Origin of the sequence: Aestuariivita sp. (genome assembly GCF_049276915.1) — a bacterium.
Lineage (GTDB): Bacteria > Pseudomonadota > Alphaproteobacteria > Rhodobacterales > Rhodobacteraceae > Aestuariivita.
In genome coordinates, this window is record NZ_JBASXK010000098.1 from 78,675 (window position 1) to 100,149 (window position 21,475).

The 21,475-nt window shown below is 59.3% G+C and carries 19 protein-coding genes; 10 read left to right on the forward strand and 9 right to left on the reverse strand.

Annotation, left to right across the window (positions count from 1 at the left end; translation table 11 throughout):
* Positions 1 to 107: 107 nt before the first annotated feature.
* Genes WAO69_RS10670 through WAO69_RS10685 form a run of 4 tightly spaced genes read left to right on the forward strand, consistent with a single transcriptional unit; the run spans position 108 to position 6,047 of the window.
* Positions 108 to 2,513 (forward strand): GcvT family protein, encoded by a 2,406-nt coding sequence (locus WAO69_RS10670; RefSeq protein WP_422178857.1) that lies wholly within the window; start codon positions 108 to 110, stop codon positions 2,511 to 2,513.
* Positions 2,510 to 4,051: a trimethylamine methyltransferase family protein gene (locus tag WAO69_RS10675; RefSeq protein ID WP_422178859.1), complete on the forward strand. Its 1,542-nt coding sequence runs from the start codon at positions 2,510 to 2,512 to the stop codon at positions 4,049 to 4,051. Before WAO69_RS10670 ends, WAO69_RS10675 begins: the two co-directional genes overlap by 4 nt.
* A complete protein-coding gene (locus tag WAO69_RS10680) occupies positions 4,048 to 4,740 on the forward strand; it encodes a TetR/AcrR family transcriptional regulator (protein WP_422178861.1) in 693 nt (230 codons plus the stop codon). Before WAO69_RS10675 ends, WAO69_RS10680 begins: the two co-directional genes overlap by 4 nt.
* Positions 4,740 to 6,047, forward strand: coding sequence for an NAD(P)/FAD-dependent oxidoreductase (locus WAO69_RS10685; protein ID WP_422178863.1), 1,308 nt, complete (start codon positions 4,740 to 4,742; stop codon positions 6,045 to 6,047). Before WAO69_RS10680 ends, WAO69_RS10685 begins: the two co-directional genes overlap by 1 nt.
* A gap of 94 nt (positions 6,048 to 6,141) precedes the next feature.
* Here the strand turns inward: WAO69_RS10685 and WAO69_RS10690 are convergent, their stop codons facing one another.
* From WAO69_RS10690 to coxB, 9 genes are all read right to left on the reverse strand, one after another.
* Positions 6,142 to 6,726: a GNAT family N-acetyltransferase gene (locus WAO69_RS10690; RefSeq protein WP_422178865.1), complete on the reverse strand. Its 585-nt coding sequence runs from the start codon at positions 6,724 to 6,726 to the stop codon at positions 6,142 to 6,144.
* A 17-nt stretch (positions 6,727 to 6,743) separates the two neighbouring features.
* Positions 6,744 to 8,006: a M16 family metallopeptidase gene (locus WAO69_RS10695; protein WP_422178867.1), complete on the reverse strand. Its 1,263-nt coding sequence runs from the start codon at positions 8,004 to 8,006 to the stop codon at positions 6,744 to 6,746.
* Positions 8,003 to 9,391, reverse strand: coding sequence for a threonine synthase (gene thrC, locus WAO69_RS10700; protein ID WP_422178898.1), 1,389 nt, complete (start codon positions 9,389 to 9,391; stop codon positions 8,003 to 8,005). Before thrC ends, WAO69_RS10695 begins: the two co-directional genes overlap by 4 nt.
* 5 nt (positions 9,392 to 9,396) lie before the next feature.
* Positions 9,397 to 10,068, reverse strand: coding sequence for an SURF1 family protein (locus WAO69_RS10705; protein WP_422178869.1), 672 nt, complete (start codon positions 10,066 to 10,068; stop codon positions 9,397 to 9,399).
* Between the two features lie 80 nt (positions 10,069 to 10,148).
* Positions 10,149 to 10,970 (reverse strand): cytochrome c oxidase subunit 3, encoded by an 822-nt coding sequence (locus tag WAO69_RS10710; RefSeq protein WP_422178871.1) that lies wholly within the window; start codon positions 10,968 to 10,970, stop codon positions 10,149 to 10,151.
* A gap of 26 nt (positions 10,971 to 10,996) precedes the next feature.
* A complete protein-coding gene (locus WAO69_RS10715) occupies positions 10,997 to 11,572 on the reverse strand; it encodes a cytochrome c oxidase assembly protein (RefSeq protein ID WP_422178873.1) in 576 nt (191 codons plus the stop codon).
* Positions 11,569 to 11,730, reverse strand: a complete 162-nt coding sequence (locus WAO69_RS10720) for a hypothetical protein (protein WP_422178875.1) — start codon at positions 11,728 to 11,730, stop codon at positions 11,569 to 11,571. Before WAO69_RS10720 ends, WAO69_RS10715 begins: the two co-directional genes overlap by 4 nt.
* The gene (cyoE, locus tag WAO69_RS10725) at positions 11,730 to 12,668 is read right to left on the reverse strand and encodes a heme o synthase (RefSeq protein ID WP_422178877.1); all 939 of its coding nucleotides are present in this window, start codon (positions 12,666 to 12,668) and stop codon (positions 11,730 to 11,732) included. Before cyoE ends, WAO69_RS10720 begins: the two co-directional genes overlap by 1 nt.
* A gap of 81 nt (positions 12,669 to 12,749) precedes the next feature.
* Complete coding sequence (gene coxB, locus WAO69_RS10730; RefSeq protein WP_422178879.1) at positions 12,750 to 13,586, reverse strand: cytochrome c oxidase subunit II; 837 nt, start codon at positions 13,584 to 13,586, stop codon at positions 12,750 to 12,752.
* 178 nt (positions 13,587 to 13,764) lie between these two features.
* On the opposite strand from coxB, the gene tldD reads away from it, so the two are divergent.
* The 6 genes from tldD to WAO69_RS10760 all read left to right on the forward strand — a co-directional run bounded on the left by tldD (position 13,765) and on the right by WAO69_RS10760 (position 21,347).
* Positions 13,765 to 15,186, forward strand: coding sequence for a metalloprotease TldD (gene tldD / locus WAO69_RS10735; protein WP_422178881.1), 1,422 nt, complete (start codon positions 13,765 to 13,767; stop codon positions 15,184 to 15,186).
* 191 nt (positions 15,187 to 15,377) lie between these two features.
* On the forward strand, positions 15,378 to 16,523 hold the full coding sequence (gene dprA, locus WAO69_RS10740; RefSeq protein WP_422178883.1) for a DNA-processing protein DprA: 1,146 nt from the start codon (positions 15,378 to 15,380) through the stop codon (positions 16,521 to 16,523).
* Positions 16,524 to 16,792: 269 nt separating this feature from the next.
* The gene (gene topA, locus WAO69_RS10745; protein WP_422178885.1) at positions 16,793 to 19,354 is read left to right on the forward strand and encodes a type I DNA topoisomerase; all 2,562 of its coding nucleotides are present in this window, start codon (positions 16,793 to 16,795) and stop codon (positions 19,352 to 19,354) included.
* A gap of 161 nt (positions 19,355 to 19,515) precedes the next feature.
* Positions 19,516 to 20,211 carry a CoA transferase subunit A gene (locus tag WAO69_RS10750; RefSeq protein WP_422178887.1) on the forward strand — a complete coding sequence of 232 codons (696 nt, stop codon included), beginning with the start codon at positions 19,516 to 19,518 and terminating at the stop codon, positions 20,209 to 20,211.
* Between the two features lie 212 nt (positions 20,212 to 20,423).
* Positions 20,424 to 21,053, forward strand: a complete 630-nt coding sequence (locus WAO69_RS10755) for a 3-oxoacid CoA-transferase subunit B (RefSeq protein WP_422178889.1) — start codon at positions 20,424 to 20,426, stop codon at positions 21,051 to 21,053.
* A gap of 144 nt (positions 21,054 to 21,197) precedes the next feature.
* A complete protein-coding gene (locus WAO69_RS10760; protein ID WP_422178891.1) occupies positions 21,198 to 21,347 on the forward strand; it encodes a GNAT family N-acetyltransferase in 150 nt (49 codons plus the stop codon).
* Positions 21,348 to 21,475: the final 128 nt, after the last annotated feature.

Genomic DNA, 21,475 nt, shown 5'->3' on the forward strand with positions numbered 1-21,475 from the left:
TGCAGCTTGGCGGATTTCTGGACTCCGAAACTCTGGACACAAATGTCTAGACAGACTCACCTCCCTGCGCCTAGCGTTGAAAAAACTGCACTGCGGGAGGATATCGAATGAAATCTCATTATCGCGTTGTCGTGATCGGTGGTGGCGTTGTCGGCGCTTCGGTCCTTTATCATCTGGCGAAACTTGGCTGGTCCGATGTTTGCCTGATCGAACGCAAGATCCTGACCGCCGGGTCCAGTTGGCATGCTGCGGGCGGGTTTCATGCGCTGAACGCAGATCCCAACATTGCCGCGCTGCAGGCCTATACCATCGACCTTCTCAAGCAAGTGGAGGCCGAAAGCGGCCAGTCCATCGGCATGCACATGACTGGCGGTCTGATCGTCGCCTCGACTCCGGATCGTTGGGAATGGCTGCAATCGGCGTATCGCACCTTCCAGTCAATCGGGATCGAGGATTGCCGTCTGTTGACCGCCGAAGAGGCTGGCGCGTTGAACCCGGTCATGAGCACACATGGTATTCTGGGCGCGATGTGGGCTGACCGCGAGGGGCATGTGGACACCACCGGCACGGTGCATGCCTATGCAGGTGCTGCCAGGAAGCGCGGAGCAGAGGTGATCGAGAACAACCGCGTGCTGGAACTGAACCAGACCGCAGATGGCTGGGAGGTTGTGACCGAACAGGGCACGATCCACACGGAACATGTGGTCAATGCCGCGGGTCTTTGGGCCAAGCAGGTGGGCCGGATGGCCGGTATCGAACTGCCTGTCTCGCCTCTCAACCATCACTACCTGATCACCGATACGATCCCCGAGGTCGCGGCACAGGAAAAAATGCTGCCCCTGACCGCTGACCTGGAAGGGTTCACCTATATGCGCCAGGACCAGAAGGGCATGCTGCTGGGCATTTACGAGGTGAACCACGAGCACTGGATGATGGACGGCGCACCCTGGGAGTACGGCTTTGAGCTGCAACAGGAAGACCCAGACCGCATCGAACATGAGCTGAGGCTGGGCTTTGAGCGCTATCCCTGCCTGCAGGATGTCGGCATCAAGACCTGGGTCAATGGTGCCTTCACCTTTTCACCGGATGGCAATCCGCTGGTCGGCCCGGTACGCGGCAAGAAAGGCTATTGGTGTGCCTGTGCGGTTATGGCCGGTTTCCTGCAAGGTGGTGGCGTCGGCAAGTCGCTGGCCGAGTGGATTATCCACGGCGAACCGGAAGAAGACGTGTTCGGCATGGATGTCGCGCGCTATGGCGATTACGCGGGCAACAAGCGCTATATCAAGGAAACCACGGGCCAGTTCTATTCGCGCAGGTTCGTGATGACCTATCCGAACGAACAATTGCCCGCGGGCCGCCCGATGAAAATGGCCCCCGCCTATGACGCAATGACCTCTGCAGGCGCGCAATGGGGCGTGAGCTATGGTTTGGAGGTGCCGCTTCTGTTCGCCCCCGAGGGTTTTGCCGAAACCCCCAGCCTGAAACGGTCCAACGCCCATGAGCATGTGGCCGAAGAATGCCACGCGGTCCGCCGGGACTGTGGGCTGCTGGATATCTCGGGGTTTTCCCGTTTTGAGATATCGGGCCCCAATGCGCGGAAATGGCTGGACCGTATCCTGGCCTCAAGGCTCCCGGGGCCCGGGCGAGCCCGACTGGCACCCATGATTGGTGAAACCGGACGTCTCAAAGGTGATCTGACCGTTTTCAACTGGGGCGATGGCCGGTTCTGGATCATGGGCAGCTATTACCTGCGCGCTTGGCATATGCGCTGGTATCACAACCATATCGAGGACGGCGTCACGATCACGGATCTGTCGGATAAGGTGGTCGGCTTTTCTCTGTCAGGTCCAAAATCGCGCGAAGTTCTCGAACGAGCCGCCGAGGCCGATGTCGGTGCCCTGCCCTTCATGGGCTGTGCGCAAATGGATGTGGGGCTGGCGCGTGCGCATGTCGCGCGCCTGTCGGTGACGGGCGAGCTTGGCTATGAGATCAATGTCCCCGCCGCGCATCACATTGCCCTGCGCCGCAGTTTGCTGGAAGCCGGGGCCGATCTGGGCATCCGGGAGTATGGGTTTTATGCGCTGAACTCGCTGCGGCTGGAAAAAAGCTTTGGTATCTGGAGCGCCGAATTCACCCAGGGCTATACTCCCGGGATGACCGGCATGGATCGCTGGATAGACTGGGACAAGGGTGATTTCATCGGCCGCGATGCCGCTTTGGCCGAACGGGATGGTAATGGCCCAAGCCGCAAGTTGGTGACGCTGGAAATTGAAGCCGTCGGAGCCGATGCCACAGGCTATGAGCCGATCTGGAGCAAAGGCAGGCGCGTCGGTTTTGTCACCTCTGGCGGTTATGGGCATACGATTGGCAAATCGCTGGCCATGGCTTTGGTGGAACCCGACCATGAAACGCCCGGCACAGATCTGTCGGTTCATGTCGTCGGTGTCGAGCGGGCTGCCAAGGTCATCGCCGCATCGCCCTATGATCCGAACGGAAAGGCAATGCGAGCATGACCACCGACGCCCCAACCCGCAAAGGCCGTCAGCGGCGCGCTCTTGAGGCCGCCACACCGGTCCGCCGCGTCAATTACCGCAACCTGCGCAACCCGTTCCCGCGGATGAAAATCTTTTCCGATGACGAGGTGCAGGGTATCCACGACGCCGCTCTGGACGTGCTGGAAGACCTTGGCATCAGGATCCTGCTACCTGAGGCCCGCGAGATCTATGCCAAGGCCGGCTGTCGCGTGGATGACGACGATATGGTCTACATCGGGCGCGATGTGGTGAGCGAGGCTCTGAAGACAGCGCCCCCTTCCGTGACTTTGCGCTGCGCCAACCCGGATCGCGATATCCTTTATGAACCCGGCGCACTGATGTTCGCGGCCGGGGCCGGGGCGCCACATGCCACGGATCTGGAACGTGGACGCCGCCCCGGGACCAACCGGGATTTCCGCGAGTTCACGCAGATTGTTCAGCATTTCGACGTGTTGCCGATCCTTGGCCCCGTAGTCGAGCCGCAAGACATACCGATGCACCTGCGCCACTATGCCTTCATGGACGCTCAACTGACCCTCTCGGACAAGTTCCCGTTCATCTATGCGCGCGGCACCCCTCAAGCCGAAGAATGCTGGGAGATGCTCTGCGATTTCCACGCGCTGAGCCGGGATGAGTTCGAAGCCGATCCGCACAGCTATACGATCATCAACACCAACTCACCCCGCCAGATCGACGTGCCGATGGCGCAAGGGTTGATCGATTTCGCCCGCGCGCGACAATTGTCGATTGTGACGCCCTTCACCCTGATGGGTGCCATGGCGCCGATCACGGTTGCGGGCGCGCTGACGCTCAGCCATGCCGAGGCCCTCGCGGCGATCGCCTTGACGCAAATGGTGCGCCCGGGTGCGCCGGTGTCCTATGGCACTTTCACGTCGAATGTGGACATGAAATCCGGAGCACCCATTTTTGGCACCCCCGAACATCTGCGCGCCTCTGTCGGGGCGGGACAACTTGCCGACCTGATCGGCCTGCCCTGGCGGTCCGCCTCGGGCTCTGCCGCCAATCTGGGTGATGCACAGGCGGCCAACGAAACGCAATTTGGCGTCTGGGGCAACCTGCTGGCCGGAGCCACGGTGATCGTCCATGCGGCAGGCTGGCTGGAAGGCGGGCTGACAGTGTCCTATGAAAAGCTCATCACCGATCTTGAGGTTCTGCAATCCATGGCCGAACTTTGCGTCCCCACACCCGCCGATGCGGCGGCGCGCGCCGTAAGCGCCCTGGCAGACGTGCAGCCTGGCGGTCATTTCTTTGGAACCACCCACACGATGGAGCGCTACCAGACCGAGTTCTATGCACCACTTGTGCATGATTTTTCCAACTTTGGCACCTGGACGGATCGCGGCGCACAAGATGCAACACAGCGCGCCACGGCGATCTGGAAAGCGATCCTGGAAAAGGACGCCCGCCCGGCGATCGACCCGGACAAGACGGACGCGCTGATGGGCTATATCGCGCGGAAATCAGAGGCAGGCGGCGCACCGCCTTTGGGCGGATGAACAGGAACCTGCGAAATCCCATCCTGCATCGGGACGACCCAGACCGGGAACCGCTGGCAGGCAACGTAAAGGTCACCCGCCAGGACTGGCTGGACACGGCAATGGATGTGTTGATCCAGGATGGGGTGGACCAGGTCAAAATCCTCGCCCTGGCAGAAGCGATGGGCGTGTCGCGCTCGTCCTTCTACTGGTATTTCGGCTCACGTCAGGATTTGCTCGATGCTCTGCTGAACCATTGGCAAAAGCGAAACACCGCCGCCATGGTCGCTCAGGCAGAAGCACCCGCGCAGACGATCACGGCTGCGGTCTGCAATGTCTTTCGCTGCACGGTAAACCCGGCGCTGTTTGATACGGCTCTGGATTTCGCAATCCGCGACTGGGCACGCAGAGAGGAGAGCGTGCGCGATCTGCTGCATGCCTCAGACGGTGCGCGAGAGGCCGCTCTTACGGCGATGTTTGCGCGCTATGGATATCCCGGGCCAGAGGCCGAGACCCGTGCCAAGGTGCTGTATTACATGCAGCTGGGCTATGATTTCGCAGGCCGACCCGAACCAGCACAGACCCGCCTCGATCGGGTGCCGGAGTATTTGCGCATCTTCACCGGGCGTGAACCACAACATGGCGAATTCGAGGAATTCGCAGCTTATGCTCACAGCTTCCAGAGCTTTGCAGAAACAGGAGACACCTGATGCCTACCAACCCAGACGCCATCATCATCGGTACCGGTGTCATCGGAGCGGCGATTGCCTTTGAGATGTCAAAAGCCGGCTGGAACACCCTTTCGGTCGATCGCAACACGCAAGCCGGGCATGGATCAACTGCCGGATCTTGCGCGATCATACGCATGCATTATTCAACCTATGACGGGACAGCCTTCGCCTGGGAGGGATACCATTACTGGCGCGACTGGGAGGAATACCTGGGACTGCCGACGGGCACGCCGCTGGCCCGGTTCCGCGAAACCGGCTGCATGACGATGAAGACCAAGGCCAACGGATATCTCGAAAAACACATGAAATATTCCGACGAGCTCAACTGCCCCTATGAGGAACTGACAGCCGAGCAGGTAAAAGCGCGCCTCCCCATCTATTCACTCCAAAGCTTCGCACCGGCGAAAAGGCTGGATGATCCGGGCTTTGGCCAGCCCAACGGCACCCAGATGGGAGGCGCGGTCTTCTGGCCCAATGGCGGCTATGTGACTGACCCCGCGCTTTCGGCTCAAAACCTGCTTGAAGCGGCAAAACAGCACGGAGCGCAGGTGCGCGGCGGTGTCGAAGTGGCTGAAATCCTGCAATCTGGCGGCCGGGTTACGGGTATCCGACTGGCCGATGGAGAGCAGATCCATGCGCCTGTCGTCATCAACGTGGCAGGCCCCGGCTCGTCCCACATCAACTCCCTGGCCGGAGTAGACAACGAGATGACCATCGCCACCCGCCCGCTGCGCCAGGAAGTCGTGCATGTTCCCGCACCCGAAGGGTTCGATTTCGAAACAAATGGAACCATAGTCTCGGACAGCGACATCGCCTGCTATGTGCGTCCCGAACAGGGCAATCACATCCTGATCGGGTCGGAAGACCCGGAATGCGACGCGCATTACTGGACCGAGAACGACACCGATTTCGACCAGAACTTTACCGAGCAATGGACAACCCAAGCCATGCGATATGCCCAACGCGTCCCCTCTCTGGGCATCCCCTCCCGGATGAAAGGCGTGGTGGATCTCTATGACGCTTCAACGGACTGGATTCCGATTTATGACGGAACTTCTCTGGGGGGCTACTACATGGCCTGCGGGACCAGCGGAAATCAGTACAAGAACGCCCCCATCGCCGGAAAAATGATGACTGCGCTGATCGAGTATTGCGAGGCGGGCAATGATCATGACGCGGCACCCCTGCAATTCACCCTGCCCTACCTGCAACGCTCGATCGATGTGGGCTTTTACTCGCGAAAGCGCCCGATCAACACGGAGTCAAGCTTTTCAGTCCTGGGCTGAAGGGGGCTCTGCCCCCGGCCTGCGGCCTCCCCCGGGGGATTTGAAACCAGAAAGAAATGCAACCCCGCTGCTTCTTTCTGGTCCAAAATACCCCTCACCCAGCGTCGGTTTTGCCACGCCGATCCGAGCGGAGCGCTGCATAGAGCACATGGGTGCGCCAGCGCCCGGCAATCTGCAGATAGGATTGAGCCACGCCTTCGTATTTGAACCCCGAAGCCTCGAGCAATCCGCGAGAGGCTTTGTTCTCGGGCAGACAGGCCGCCTCGATGCGGCTGAGATCAAGACGGGTGAAGGCATGATGGACCACGGCACCAATCGCCTCGCGCATATAGCCTTCGCGCGCGAAAGGCGCGCCCGTCCAATACCCAAGCGTTCCAGCCTGGGCAGGCCCGCGGCGAATGTTGTCCAGAGTGATGGCCCCCATCAGCGCCTCATCCGAGCGCCGCACAAGAAACAGCGGCATTGCCGAGCCATTCGCGATGGAGCGGGCAGCCCAATAGACGCGATTGGTAAAGGCTTTGCGGGTCAGGTGATCATCAGCCCATTCCGGCTCCCAGGGGATCAGGAATTCCTGGCTGTCACGCCTGAGCGCAGCCCAGGAGCGGAAATCCGAATGGGTCGGAGGACGCAACGTGAGGCGGTCCGTCTCGATCTTGAGCTTGCGTTTGGAAAGAAGCATCACCAAAGGCTCACGCGTCAGGCCGCGCGCCTTTCACGCAAATCTTCCAGGCTGGGCGCGCGTTCGACCGGGCCATAAAGCGCCAGGGCTGCCGGAGCATTTGCGGCGATCTCTGCCGCGAAATCCCGCACGTCGCCCGTGGTGACCGCATCAATGCGCGCGATCGTGTCATCGAGGCTTGGCACATCGCCCCAGATCTGCACCAGCCGCGCCAGTCTTTCTGCGCGGTTGGAGGGGCTCTCGAGCCCCATGAGCATACCGGCTTTCATCTGGGCGCGCGCGCGCGCGACCTCTTCGGGGCTCATTGTGTCGGCGGCGCGTTTCATCTCGTCGATGGTGATATGGGCCAGTTCGGCGATCTGATCCCCGGATGTGCCCGCGTAGATCATCGTGGTTCCGGTATCGGCATACGCTCCGGTCTGGGCGAAGATCGTATAACACAGGCCCCGGCGTTCGCGCACTTCCTGGAACAGGCGCGACGACATGCCCCCGCCCAGCGCGCTGGAGTAGATCTGTGCAGTATAGATAGCATCATCGCGATACCCCGGGCCTTCGAAAGCCAGTGCGAAATGGGCCTGTTCGAGGTCTTTGGCACGCCGGGCTTCGCCCCCGATGAACCGGGCGGGATCAACCTCGAAGCTGCCCCGCGGTGTCATCTCGCCGAAGTAACGTGTTGCCAATTCAACAAGCGCGTCGTGATCCACGGCACCGGCAGCAGAGAGGATCATCTCGCCGGGTCCATAGTGCTCGCCGACAAAGGTCGAGAGATCGTCGCGCGAAAATCCACGCACGCGGTCACTGGGGCCAAGGATTGTGCGCCCCAGCGGCTGGTCGCGATAGCTTTCTTCCTGCAGCCAGTCGAAAATCACATCATCGGGCGTGTCATGGGCCTGACCGATCTCCTGAAGGATCACGCCCCGCTCGATCTCGATCTCGGCAGGATCAAAGACCGGATTGAGGACGATATCGGCAATCACATCCAGTGCAAGGGTCACGTCATTTTCCAGAACCCGTGCGTAATAGGCGGTCACCTCGCGGGACGTATAGGCGTTGATATAGCCCCCCACATCCTCGATCGCTTCGGCAATCTGCAATGCGGTCCGACGCTTGGTGCCTTTGAACGCCATATGTTCAAGGAAATGCGCGATACCGTTTTGTTCCAGGCGCTCATGGCGCCCTCCTGCGGTGATCCACACGCCGATGGCTGCGGATTTGAGGCCGGGCATGTATTCCGTCACAAGACGGAAACCATTGGGCAATGTGTGTTGTCTGACTGTCACTTGGATCGTGCGTCCCTGATGTGGTTTTCGATGCTCGTCAGATCGTTGGCGATCCGGGTCACCCGTTCTGGTCTGTCATACAGGTCTCCCATGCGGGGGGGAAGAGGTGGATAGACCCCGCTGGCCTCTTCGACCGCCGCGGGGAATTTCGCCGGATGCGCGGTGGCAAGGGTGATCATTGGCACACTGGGCTCGCGCAGCGCTTCGCCCACTGTCACGCCGATGGCGGAATGGGGGCACAGCAACTCGCCGCTGGCCTTGAGCCAGTGATCAATCGCGGCTGTCGTCTCGGGTTCGGAAACACGGCCCGAGACATAGGTCTCGTTCAGCGCCTGCAATGCACCCTGGCTGACGTCGAAACCGCCAGTTCTGAGTTCGTCCATCAATTGCGCCACGGCAGAGCCATCCCGGTCATAGGCGTCAAACAGGGCGCGTTCGAAATTGGAACTGATCTGTATGTCCATCGAGGGGCTGATCGAGGGGATCGTCTCGCCCTTGTGATACCCTTGCCCCGACAGGCAGCGGTGGAGGATGTCATTCTGGTTCGTCGCCACAACCAGCTTGTCGATCGGCAGCCCCATCCGTTTGGCGATCGACCCGGCAAAAACATCACCGAAATTGCCCGTCGGGACCGCGAAGCTGACCGCGCGATGCGGCGCGCCCAGCGACACGGCGGAGGAGAAATAGTACACCACCTGCGCCAGCACCCGCGCCCAGTTGATAGAGTTCACGCCAGCCAGGCCAACGGCATCCCGGAACGCGAAATCGTTGAACATGTCTTTGACCCGTGCCTGACAATCGTCAAAGTCACCGGTCACCGCCAGCGCATGCACGTTGTCTTCGCTTGGCGTGGTCATCTGGCGGCGTTGCACTTCGGATACCCGCCCGTGCGGATAGAGGATGAAAACATCCACCGAATCCAGCCCGCGGAACGCCTCGATCGCAGCTGACCCCGTATCGCCGCTGGTGGCACCGACGATGGTCACGCGCTGATTACGGCGTTTGAGTTCCGTCTCGAACAGCTGGCCAATCAGTTGCATGGCGAAGTCTTTGAATGCCAGCGTCGGTCCGTGGAACAATTCCAGCAGGAAATGGTTCTCGTTGAGCTGTTTCAACGGTGCGCGCGCGGCATGGCCAAAGCCGGCATAGGCGCGCTCGATACATCCCCGGAACTCGTCATCCGCAAAGCTTTCGCTGACGAATGGACGCATGACGCGAAAGGCCACCTCTTCGTATGACAAACCGGCCAGCGACGCGATGTCATCCGTGCTCATCTGTGGAATTTCAGCCGGCACATAAAGGCCGCCATCGCGGGCCAATCCGGTCAGCATCGCCTCGTTGAATGTCATCTCCGGGGCTTGTCCCCGTGTCGAAATATATTTCATCGCCTTCAGCTTTGCGGTTGGGCGCGCGAGCGCCACAGGAAGCTTGCCGTCATCATGATCCAGATCGCCGCGAGGGAGAACCATGTGATCGCGTATTGCAAGTGATCATTGGGAATACCAGCAGTGTCCACCGGCAGCGGCGTCACCGTGGGGTCTGTTTCCGACTTGGCAATGACCAGCAGTTCTTCGGTATCAAGATATGCGGCCATTGCAGCAACATCACGCGCGAACCAGGTGTTGGCAGCCAGATCGGGGTCCGGCGTGAACCCGTCCGTTTCACGCGGCCAGTGCAGATTGCCGATGACCTCGGCGCCCCCCTGGCTGCGCGCATCGTTCTTGGCGTCATCGGGGACAAAGCCGCGGTCAATCAGGATGCGACGCCCGTCCTCGGTCTCGAAAGGAGAGATGATGCGAAAGCCTGGGCCAACACGCTTGATCGAAACCAGAACGTGGATTTCTTCGGGCAGGATCGTTCCCTTCGCCACAACCGGGGCATAACGATCGGTTTGTGGGTCGGCACGCGCCGGGAGCGGCAGGGGATCTGATTGGATACGGCTTTCGATCTCGGCAAGGATGCCCTCTTTCCATGCCAGACGCTGCATCTGCCAGACACCCAGCGACACGAGAATCCCTGCACCGGTCAGACCAAAGATCAGAAGAAACATCAGACGGCGCATGGCGGCCGCTCATCCCCTTTGATTGAAAAAGCGCGCGGAGACCGCGCGCTTTTGAATGATACTGCGCTCAGGCAGGTCGTTTAGTGCGTGCCCGGCATCTGTGCAACGCCCCAGATGTAGACGGCAAAGAACAGGAACAGCCAGACCACGTCGACAAAGTGCCAGTACCAGGCGGCTGCTTCGAATCCCACGTGCTTTTCGGAGGTGAAGTCACCTCTCATCGCGCGCAACCAACATACGAACAGGAAGATCGTTCCGATGATCACGTGCAAGCCGTGGAAACCCGTTGCCATGAAGAAGTTCGAGAAGAACTTGTCGTTGCCGAATTCCCAGCCCTTATACAGCAGGTAGGAATACTCGTAAGCTTGCAGCACGGTGAATGCGATGCCCAGGACGATCGCGATGCCAAGGCCCCAGACGAGGTCCTTGCGGTTGTTTTCATGGACCAGCGCATGGTGCGCCCATGTCACCGCACAGCCCGACAACAGCAGAACCAGCGTGTTGATCAGCGGCAGATGGAATGCGTCCACATGATAGATCTCGGGCTGGACATAGGACGTTCCTGCATACTCGCTCATCGGATAGATCGCGTGTTTGAAGAAGCTCCAGAACCAGGCTGCGAAGAACATCACCTCGGACATGATGAACAGGATAAAGCCATAGCGCAGACCGATGCGCACCACCGGCGTGTGATCACCCTGGCGGCTTTCCAGCACCACCTCGGACCACCATCCGAACATGGTGTACAGAACGGCGACAAAACCGATCAGGAACATGAACGGTGTGACCCCATGCATCCAGAGCACCGCCCCAAACAGCATGAAGAATGCGGAAACGGCGCTCAGAAGCGGCCAGATAGAAGGGTTCAGAATGTGATAGTCGTGGTTTTTAGCGTGCGCCATGTCGAGTTGTCCCTCAGATGGAGGCCTTAGTTTGTTGTTGTTTCAACCGGTTCCCCGATCGCAGCATAGCTCTCGGGCAGGTCGATTTCGTAGAATGTGTATGACAGAGTTATCGTATGCACGAACTTGCCTTCCCGATCCGCAACGATTTCAGGATCGACAAAGAATGTCACAGGCATTTCGACGCGCTCCCCGGGTGCGAGAACCTGTTGCTCAAAGCAAAAACACTGGATCTTGTAAAAGAACCCGCCCGCTTCGTAGGGCGTGACGTTATAACTGGCCGAGCCTGCAACAGGGCGATCGGTGGGATTGTACGCCTCGTAAAAGGCCAGACCCGTTTCACCGATCCGCAAGGTCATCTCGCGTTCAACCGGACGAAACTCCCATGGCATGTCCCGGTCCAGCGACGCATCAAAGCGCACCTTGATGGTCTGATCCAGAATATCCTCGGGGCCGGCTTCTGCCACGTCCGTTGCACCACCAAAACCCGTCACACGGCAGAACCAGTCGTAAAATGGCACTGACGCCCAGGCGAGACCGCCCATGAAGACAACGACACCGACAGTCTGCAAAACGGTCTTGCGCGGTCCATCCAATGTCATTGTTCGATCTCCTGTCTCATGGCTTCGAAATCGCCATTCGTCACTTTGACAACCGTCAGTCCAAAGACCACGGCAATCAGCATGGCCAGCGCCAGACCGACCCCCAGGTTGCGCCCGAACCGACGTTTGTGGATCTCATGCTCGACCTTGATCGCCATCACCAACCTCCCAGCCCGAAGGGTGCCAGAACGGCTTCGGCCAGAATCGCGCCGAAATGCAAAAACAGAAAGAGCAGCGAGAGTTTGAAAAAGCTTTTCTCGACGGCAAAGTTATCGGCCTCGCTCATGGCTTCATCGCGCCGCCAGATCTGGAACGCGCCTTTCAGGAACAATGCATTCAGGATGACGGCCGCAACGAGGTAAATCGGCCCGCCAATCGAGGTGAATGCCGTGCCAATCGCCAGGATCGCCAACAAAATGGTGTAACCCAGAATGTTGTTTCGCGTGGTGCGACGCCCATGCGTGACCGTCAGCATCGGCACGCCTGCATCATCATAATCAGACCGCATGAACAGTGCCAAAGCCCAGAAATGCGGCGGCGTCCAGATGAAGATCAGCGCGAACATGAGCCAGGGCTCGATGCTCATGGAACCCGTTGCCACAACCCAGCCGATCACCGGCGGGAAGGCCCCTGCCGCGCCACCGATAACGATGTTCTGGGGCGTGGAGCGCTTGAGCCACATCGAATAGATGACGGCGTAAAAGAAGATCGTGAAGGCCAGCAAGAATGCGGCAAGCAGGTTGGCCGCCAGCGCCAGCATCACCACCGAAAAACCCGAGAGCGCCAGGCCGATCTGAAGCGCATCCTGCGGGTCGACTTTCCCGGACGGGATCGGACGCTTCCGGGTGCGGCGCATCACAAGGTCGATATCCGCGTCCCACCACATGTTCAGCGCGCCAGACGCCCCTGCCCCGATCGCGATGAACAGGATCGACGCAAATGCAATCATCGGATGAACGGCAATCGGCGCTGCCAAAAGACCAACGAGCGCGGTGAAGACCACCAGCGACATGACCCGCGGCTTGAGAAGCGCGAAGTAATCGCCAAAGCTGGCTTCAGCTTCGTCTGGCCTTCCGTTCAGGCTTGCGTCAGTCATCTATCGCTCCCGAAAAATGCAGTGTTTGCATCTTTGCAAAGACGGTTGTGCGCCGCGCGGGATGTGCGCGACGCGTCAGGCTTAGTTTGCGGCAACCTGGTAGGTCAGCGGCTTGCCGGCATATTGCTCGATCGCGCCCTGCAGCCAGGAGTCGTATTCTTCCTGGGTCACGACTTCAACGGTGATGGGCATATAGGCGTGGTCTTTGCCGCAAAGCTCGGAACACTGGCCAAAGAAAATGCCGGTCTTCTCCGCCTTGAACCACAGCTCGGCCAGACGACCCGGCACGGCGTCCTGCTTGACGCCAAAGGACGGGATGGTCCAGCTGTGGATCACGTCGGCTCCGGTTACCTGCATCACGACGATCTTGTTGACCGGAACGACCACGCGGGTATCGGTTGCCAACAGGTATTCATCATCATTGTAGCCGTATTCGCTGAGGTCTTCGCGCGCCAGCATGAAGCTGTCGAAGTTGAACTCGTGATCAACATACTCATAGCCCCAGTACCACTGGTACCCGGTGACCTTGATCGTGATATCCGCTTCGGGAATCTCCTGCTGCTTGAACAGAACCGGCAGCGAGAAGGCGCCGATAAACACCAGGATCACGATTGGCACCACGGTCCATGCGATTTCGATCGGCGTGTGGTGGGTGAAGGTGGCCGAAGTCGGATTGGCGCGGCGGTTGTAGCGCACGATGCACCAGATCAGCAGAGCGGTCACGAAAACGCAGATCACCGTGATGATGACCAGAAGCAGCCAATCGAGCGAGTGTATATCCCGCGCCAGTTCTGTGGCGGCAGGTTGAAAGCCGGTGCCGCCGGGCACAGGCTTGCCAACAAGCCCGCCCTCCTGAGCAGCAGCTGGCAGCACGGAAAGGGCAGCGAAAAGCCCTGAAAGCGAGAAAGCATTCTTCATCTTATCTGTCCTGATCGGTTGATCGCGTCCTGAAGGAAACCGGGAGGGATTCTTTGTCTACCCTCGCCATTGTCTTTGGCCATGGTAGAAATCATATTCCCTCTGACAGTTAAAGACTGCTGCTTGCGTCAAACGGACGCTTTTCTTGAATTAATTCCTGTCCCGAGGTCCATGTTCCATGCCCCAAGAGTCTTTTCGCCCGTTTTCCAACGTTGTTTCGCAGGAAACCGCCCTGAAAATCCTGCGCGCAGCGACGTTGGGGGCCGATGATGGTGAGCTGTTTTTGGAACGCCGGCGTTCGGAAGCCTTGGTTTTCGACGATGGGCGCTTGAAAACAGCCAGTTTTGATGCCTCCGAAGGGTTCGGGCTGCGTGCCGTGCGCGGAGAAGTGTCGGGCTATGCCCATTCCACCGAACTTTCCGAGGCCGCATTGCGACGCGCTGCCGAGACAGCCCGGCTGGCCGTGGGCGATGGTGGCGGCACGCTGGCAGAGGCACCGCAAGCCACAAATCGGCGGCTTTACACGGATGAAGACCCGATCGCGGGGGTGGATTTCCCGGTCAAGATCGAAACCCTTCGCGAGATCGACGCCTTTGCCCGCGATCTTGATCCGCGCGTCGTTCAGGTGTCGGCCACATTGGCGGCCTCCTTGCAGGAGGTCGAAATCCTGCGCCCCGATGGCATCAGCGTGCGCGACGTGCGACCGATGACGCGGGTGAACGTGTCCGTCATTGTCGAAGAAAATGGACGGCGCGAATCCGGCTCGGCCGGCGGCGGAGGGCGCGTTGGCCTGGACGGATTGATTGATCCGGCCGATTGGCAGCAAAAAGCCCGCGAAGCGCTGCGCGTGGCTGTCGTCAATCTGAGCGCCGAGGCCGCTCCGGCCGGTGTGATGGATGTGGTGCTTGGCCCCGGCTGGCCGGGTATCCTGTTGCACGAAGCTGTCGGACACGGGCTGGAGGGCGATTTCAACCGCAAGGGCTCATCCGCCTTTGCCGGGTTGATGGGCCAGCAGGTCGCCTCACGGGGCGTTACGGTTCTTGATGATGGCACGATCCCGGACCGGCGCGGTTCGATCACGGTGGATGACGAAGGCACCCCGTCTGGCAAGAATGTTCTGATCGAGGACGGTATTCTTGTCGGGTTCATGCAGGACCGCCAGAATGCCCGGCTGATGGGCGTGGCACCTACCGGGAATGGGCGGCGTCAAAGCTATGCTCATGCACCGATGCCCCGCATGACCAACACCTATATGCTGGGCGGAGATGCCAACCCGGACGATCTGGTGTCAGACCTCAAAGACGGCATATATGCCGTCGGCTTTGGCGGCGGTCAGGTCGATATCACCAATGGCAAATTCGTCTTTTCCTGCACGGAAGCCTATCGCGTGCAAAATGGCAAAGTCGGTGCACCTGTCAAAGGTGCCACGCTGATCGGGGATGGGGCCACAGCGTTGCGCCAGATCCGGGGTTTGGGAAATGACATGGCGCTTGATCCGGGCATGGGGAACTGCGGCAAGCAGGGTCAGTGGGTCCCCGTGGGTGTCGGGCAGCCTTCGGTGCTGATCGGCGGGTTGACCGTGGGCGGATCGGCGGCCTGAGGGCATTTTGAATTCCGACGGTCCTGCATGCGGGGCGCGCGGCCACACGCGCGCCTCGTTGCGTTTGCCCCTCGCCTTGGGAACCCGGCTTTATCGTGGAATTTTCTGAAAAGCCGCGAATTCCTGTTCGGATTCATTCCGCATTAACCAGCAAAGCCTAAAAGTGATTCTGCAGGAAGGCGGAGCGACGGATGACCGAGGAACATTACTCTTCCACTCACCCCCCACTCCCACCCACCACGGAAGACGATCGGTTTTCGTGGCTTCGCCTCTTGCGCTCTCGTCGGGTTGGTGTGTCGACGTTTCACCGTCTCATGGCAGAGCATGGCTCGGCGCAGAATGCGCTTGCCGCATTGCCCGAAGTGGCAAAACAGGCCGGCATGGAGGCATATGAAATATGCCCTGCTGGCGTCATAGAGGCTGAGCTCAAGGCGGCAAAAGCCGCGTCCGCGCGGCTTTTGTGCCTGGGTGAGGCTGACTATCCGGCCATTCTGGCCGAACTGTCGGATGCACCGCCCGTACTCTGGACGATTGGGGATGTGTCTCTGTTCAAGCGCGAGACGATCTCGCTTGTTGGCGCGCGCAATGCCTCGTCGCTTGGAACACGGATGGCGCGGGCTTTGGCCCATGATCTTGGGGCAAAGGGACTGGTCATTGTCTCAGGGCTGGCGCGGGGAGTGGATACAGCGGCGCATCTGGCAAGCCTGAAGACCGGCACCGTTGCCGTGATGGCTGGGGGCGTGGACGTCATTTACCCATCCGAAAACACCAATCTGGCCCGCGATATCGCTGAACAGGGTTTGCGCGTGTCAGAACAGCCCATGGGCATGCAACCGATGGCGCGACATTTCCCACGACGCAACCGCATCATCTCGGGGTTGTCGCGGGGTGTTGTTGTCGTGGAAGCGGCCAGCAAATCCGGCAGTCTGATTACCGCGCTTGATGCCTTGGATCAGGGTCGCGAGGTGTTTGCTGTTCCCGGTCATCCGTTTGATGGGCGCGCGGCGGGATGCAACCTTTTGATCCGCGATGGTGCCACATTGGTGCGCAGCGCAGAAGATGTTCTCGAAGCCTTGTTGCAGCCCACCACCAAACCGATGGAACAGGACAGCCTGCCGCTGGCTCTGCCCGCCCCGCCAGACACACGAAACCTGCATGAGACAGCCGCCTTGCATCAGCAGATTCTGGATCGGCTTGGACCATCGCCGATGGGGGAAGATCAGTTGATCCGTGATTTGAAATCGACCGCCAGGCAGGTCAATCCCGCACTGACCCTTCTGGAACTCGACGGGATGATCCATCGACAGCCCGGCGGCATGCTCTCGCGCATTGGCTGAGTGGGCAGCTGATGTAGGTGCCCTGCGACTGCGCTTGGCAATCAATGACAAAACAACCAGGCAAGGATCATGCTTGGAAACAGGTCGGCAGGGAACCTGCAGATACCCGCCAGTCTGAACAAGATCGACCGATCCAAAGCATGAAAATCGCGTTCGAACCGGTCGTCAAAAGTGACGCAGATCAGGCCTCATTGACAATCAACACTTGCACCCCACATGTTGCGCCGTCATACACCGCGCCAGTTCACGTGAATGAGGTTTTCCGCTAAATGCCTGTAGTTGTTGTCGAATCTCCGGCCAAGGCCAAAACGATCAACAAGTACCTGGGCAAGGAATACACCGTTTTGGCCTCTTACGGTCACGTCCGCGACCTGCCGGCAAAGGACGGTTCAGTCGATACGGACAACGATTTCGCCATGACGTGGGAAATCGCCAGCGACAGCAAGAAACATGTCAAAGCGATCGCCGATGCCTTGGCCGAGGATGGTGAGCTTATCCTTGCAACCGACCCCGATCGCGAGGGCGAAGCGATCAGCTGGCATCTGCAGGAAGCTCTCACCAAGCGCAAGGCAATCCGGAAAGACACTCCGGTCAGCCGCGTGACCTTCAACGCCATCACCAAAGCGGCGGTTGAAGAGGCGATGAAGAACCCGCGCCAGGTCGATATGCCCCTGGTCGAGGCATATCTTGCACGCCGCGCGTTGGATTACCTGGTGGGCTTCAATCTGTCCCCGGTGCTGTGGCGCAAACTGCCCGGCGCGAAATCCGCCGGTCGTGTTCAGTCGGTCTGCCTGCGTCTGATCGTGGAACGCGAAATGGAGATCGAAGTGTTTCGCGCCCGCGAATACTGGTCGGTCACAGCGATCCTGGTGACGCCGCGCGGTCAGGAATACGAGGCGCGCCTCACACAACTGGCCGGAAAAAAACTCGAGCGCTATGATCTCGAAAACGCAACCCAGGCGGAACTGGCGGTGCAGGCCATTACATCGCGCGATCTGACGGTTCAGTCGGTCGAGGCAAAACCTGCGTCCCGCAACCCGTCGGCCCCGTTCATGACCTCGACCCTGCAACAGGAAGCCAGCCGGAAATTCGGCATGGGCGCGCGCCAGACGATGAGCACCGCACAACGGCTTTATGAAGCCGGGCACATTACATACATGCGCACGGACGGGATCGACATGGCCCCCGAGGCCGTCATGGAAACGCGCGAAGCGATCAAGGAAAGATACGGTGCCGAATACGTGCCCAGCAGCCCGCGCATGTACAAGAACAAGGCAAAAAACGCACAAGAAGCGCATGAATGTATCCGGCCCACGGATATGTCAAAGGATGCGGCCGGCCTGAAACTGTCCGAGCCCGACCAGCGCAAGCTCTATGATCTGATTTGGAAACGCACCATCGCATGTCAGATGGAAGCCGCCCGCCTTGAGCGCACCACCGTCGACGTCTCCAGCAGTGACGGACAGGTTGTGATGCGGGCCACGGGGCAAGTCGTCCTGTTTGATGGCTTCCTGCGCGTGTATGAAGAGGGTCGCGACGACAGCGTCGTTGACGATGACGACAAGCGTCTGCCCCAGATCACGCAGGGCGAACCGGCACAAAAGCGCGGAATCACACCCGAGCAGCATTTCACACAACCGCCGCCCCGCTATACCGAAGCCACATTGGTAAAGCGCATGGAAGAGCTGGGGATTGGGCGCCCATCAACCTATGCCTCGATCGTGACCACGATCCAGGACAGGGGCTATGTCAGAAAGGACAAGAACCGGCTGATTCCCGAAGACAAGGGGCGGTTGGTGACGGCTTTCCTGTCGAACTATTTCCAAAAATATGTCGGCTATGATTTTACCGCCTCGCTTGAGGAAGAGCTTGACGATGTGTCAGCGGGCAACCGGGATTACCAGAAGGTACTGGAACGCTTCTGGCGCGATTTCTCGGCGGCGATCGAAGAAACGTCCGAACTGCGCATCACCGAGGTGCTTGAAAAGATCAATGAGGTGCTGGAACCTCATCTTTTCCCGGCGACCCAAGATGGCAGTGATCCGCGCCTCTGCCCCAATTGCGGCGCAGGTCGTCTGTCGATGCGCACCGCGCGTTCGGGCGGGGCCTTTATCGGTTGTTCGAACTATCCCGAATGCCGCTATACCCGGGCCTTCGGCCCTCCCGGGGCCGAAGATGACGGCGCAATCCCGCCCGATGGCAAATTGCTTGGCACAGATCAGGACGATGAGATCAGGATTTTCAAAGGTCGATTTGGCCCCTATGTGCAACGCGGTGCGGCGACCGAAGAGACCCCAAAACCCCCGCGCCAGTCGGTCCCCAAGGAGTGGCCCCCAGAAGAACTGGAACTGGAGCGCGCATTGATGCTGCTGTCTCTGCCGCGCAAGGTGGGCGATCATCCGGAAGACGGAATTCCGGTCTGGGCGAACATAGGGCGCTATGGCCCCTATCTCAAACATGCAGAAAGCACGTCAGAGCGCGGTGGCACCAATGCAAATCTCGAAAGCCTGGACGAGGTCTTTACCGTCGGCATGAACCGCGCGGTGCAGTTGCTGGCGGAAAAAGTCGCCAGCCGTGGCGGGCGAGGCAAAGCCGCGGCACCCATCCGCGAACTTGGTGAGCATCCCAAAGAGGGCGGTGCGGTAAACATCATGGATGGAAAATACGGGCCCTACATCAAATGGGAAAAGGTGAACGCCACCCTTCCCAAGGAGGTGGAGGTCGAGAGCGTGACAATGGATCAGGCCCTTGAGTTGATTGCCGAGAAGGCCGGCAAGAAGCCCACGCGCAAGAAAGCCACACGCAAGGCCAAGGCCAAACCCAAGACCTGACGTCTGCGCGGGGCGCTTGCCCAGAAGACAGGCGGATCGGGGCATTGATGGTCAGCGACAATCTGCCATGGCCTTCATCATTTATGACGGGATACAAGGGTCATTGATTGACTCTTCCCAGCCCGATTAGAATAGTCGCGCCGCCAGCCAAGGGAGCACACATGAAGAAAGTCTACGCAAACGCGTCCGAAGCTCTGGACGGACTGCTTTTTGATGGAATGACCGTTGCCTCGGGCGGTTTTGGCCTGTGCGGTATTCCCGAACTGCTTCTGCAGGCGATCAAGGAACATGGCGCAAAAGATCTGACCTTTGCATCAAACAACGCAGGCGTTGATGACTTTGGCATCGGCATTCTGCTCCAGACGCGTCAGGTCAGTAAAATGATCTCGTCCTATGTCGGTGAGAACGCCGAATTCATGCGCCAGTATCTGTCGGGTGAGCTTGAGCTGGAATTCAACCCGCAAGGAACGCTTGCGGAACGTATGCGCGCTGGCGGCTGCGGTATCCCGGGCTTTTACACCAAAACCGGTGTGGGAACGGTGATTGCAGAAGGCAAGGAACACAAAGACTTCGACGGCGAGACATATATCCTGGAGCGGGGCATCTTTGCGGATCTCTCCATCGTCAAGGCCTGGAAAGCAGACACAACAGGTAACGCGATTTTCCGCAAGACGGCGCGGAACTTCAATCCCCCTGCAGCCATGTGTGGCAAGGTCTGCGTGATGGAAGTTGAAGAGATCGTTGAACCCGGACAACTGGACCCCGACGGCATCCACCTGCCCGGCATCTATGTTCATCGGCTGATCCAGGGCGAGCATGAAAAGCGCATAGAACAACGCACGGTGCGCGCCGCCTGAGGATACGACCATGGCTGACACTCTCGCAGATTTGCAGGCTCGACGTCGGACGCTTAACCGGTTTTCCTGGTCCGAGTTGTCGATGAGAGTCACCGGGTTGATTGAAAGGCTGCACGGCACGTTACAACCTGGACGCGGCACGACCGGGTCCATCATTACACTCAATGTCCCCGCCGGTGGCCGGGACGCTTCTTTATAAGGACAGTCCGAACATGGCTTGGGACCGCAATCAAATGGCCGCACGCGCCGCACAGGAACTGCAGGACGGTTGGTATGTGAACCTTGGCATCGGTATACCGACGCTTGTGTCCAACTATATTCCCGAAGGAATCGAGGTCACGCTGCAATCCGAAAACGGTATGCTGGGCATGGGCCCCTTCCCCATCGATGGCGATGAGGATCCAGACCTGATCAACGCAGGCAAGCAAACCATCACCGAACTCCCCCAGACATCGTATTTCGACAGCGCGACCTCATTCGGAATGATCCGGGGCGGCAAGATCGCCATGGCGATCCTGGGTGCAATGGAAGTCTCCGAGAACGGCGATCTGGCAAACTGGATGATTCCAGGCAAGCTGGTCAAAGGTATGGGCGGAGCGATGGATCTGGTGGCCGGAGTTGGCCGCGTGGTGGTTGTCATGGATCACACCAACAAACACGGCGACAGCAAAGTGCTTCCGGAGTGCACGCTTCCCCTCACAGGAAAGGGAGTCGTGGATCGAATCATCACCAATCTGGGCGTTCTGGATGTGGTTGAAGGAGGTTTGCGCATCGTCGAAACCGCCGACGGCATTACCGAGGCCGAACTGCGCGCGGCAACCCTCGCCACGATCGTTGACTAAACGGGTTGTCTGATTTCGACATCCGGCGCGAGTAAGGTGACAGCAAGGGTCGCTTCTTCCTGGTGATTGATGGCCATCAGGCGGAACTGACCTTTTCAATCCTTTCGCCCCGTATGCGCATCGCGGATCATACCGGCATACCGGATGCTTTTCGCGCAAGCGGGGTCGGCGCGTCTCTGGTCGCGGATCTTGGTACCGTCGCACGCGGAAGGGTGGAAGATCGTCCCACTGTGCCCTTTCGTGAATGCCCAGCGCGCGCGCCATCCCGAATGGGCCGACGCTTTCAACCTTTGAAATGAAGTGGTCCTGCTTTTTAGGACAGGTTTGCGGCTTGGCTAAGATGCATCTGGTTTATGTTCATGCCGCTTTTCGTGTTTCACTTTGTTCGAAGTATGCCGCGTCTGGCGTGCGCTTGTCGAGGG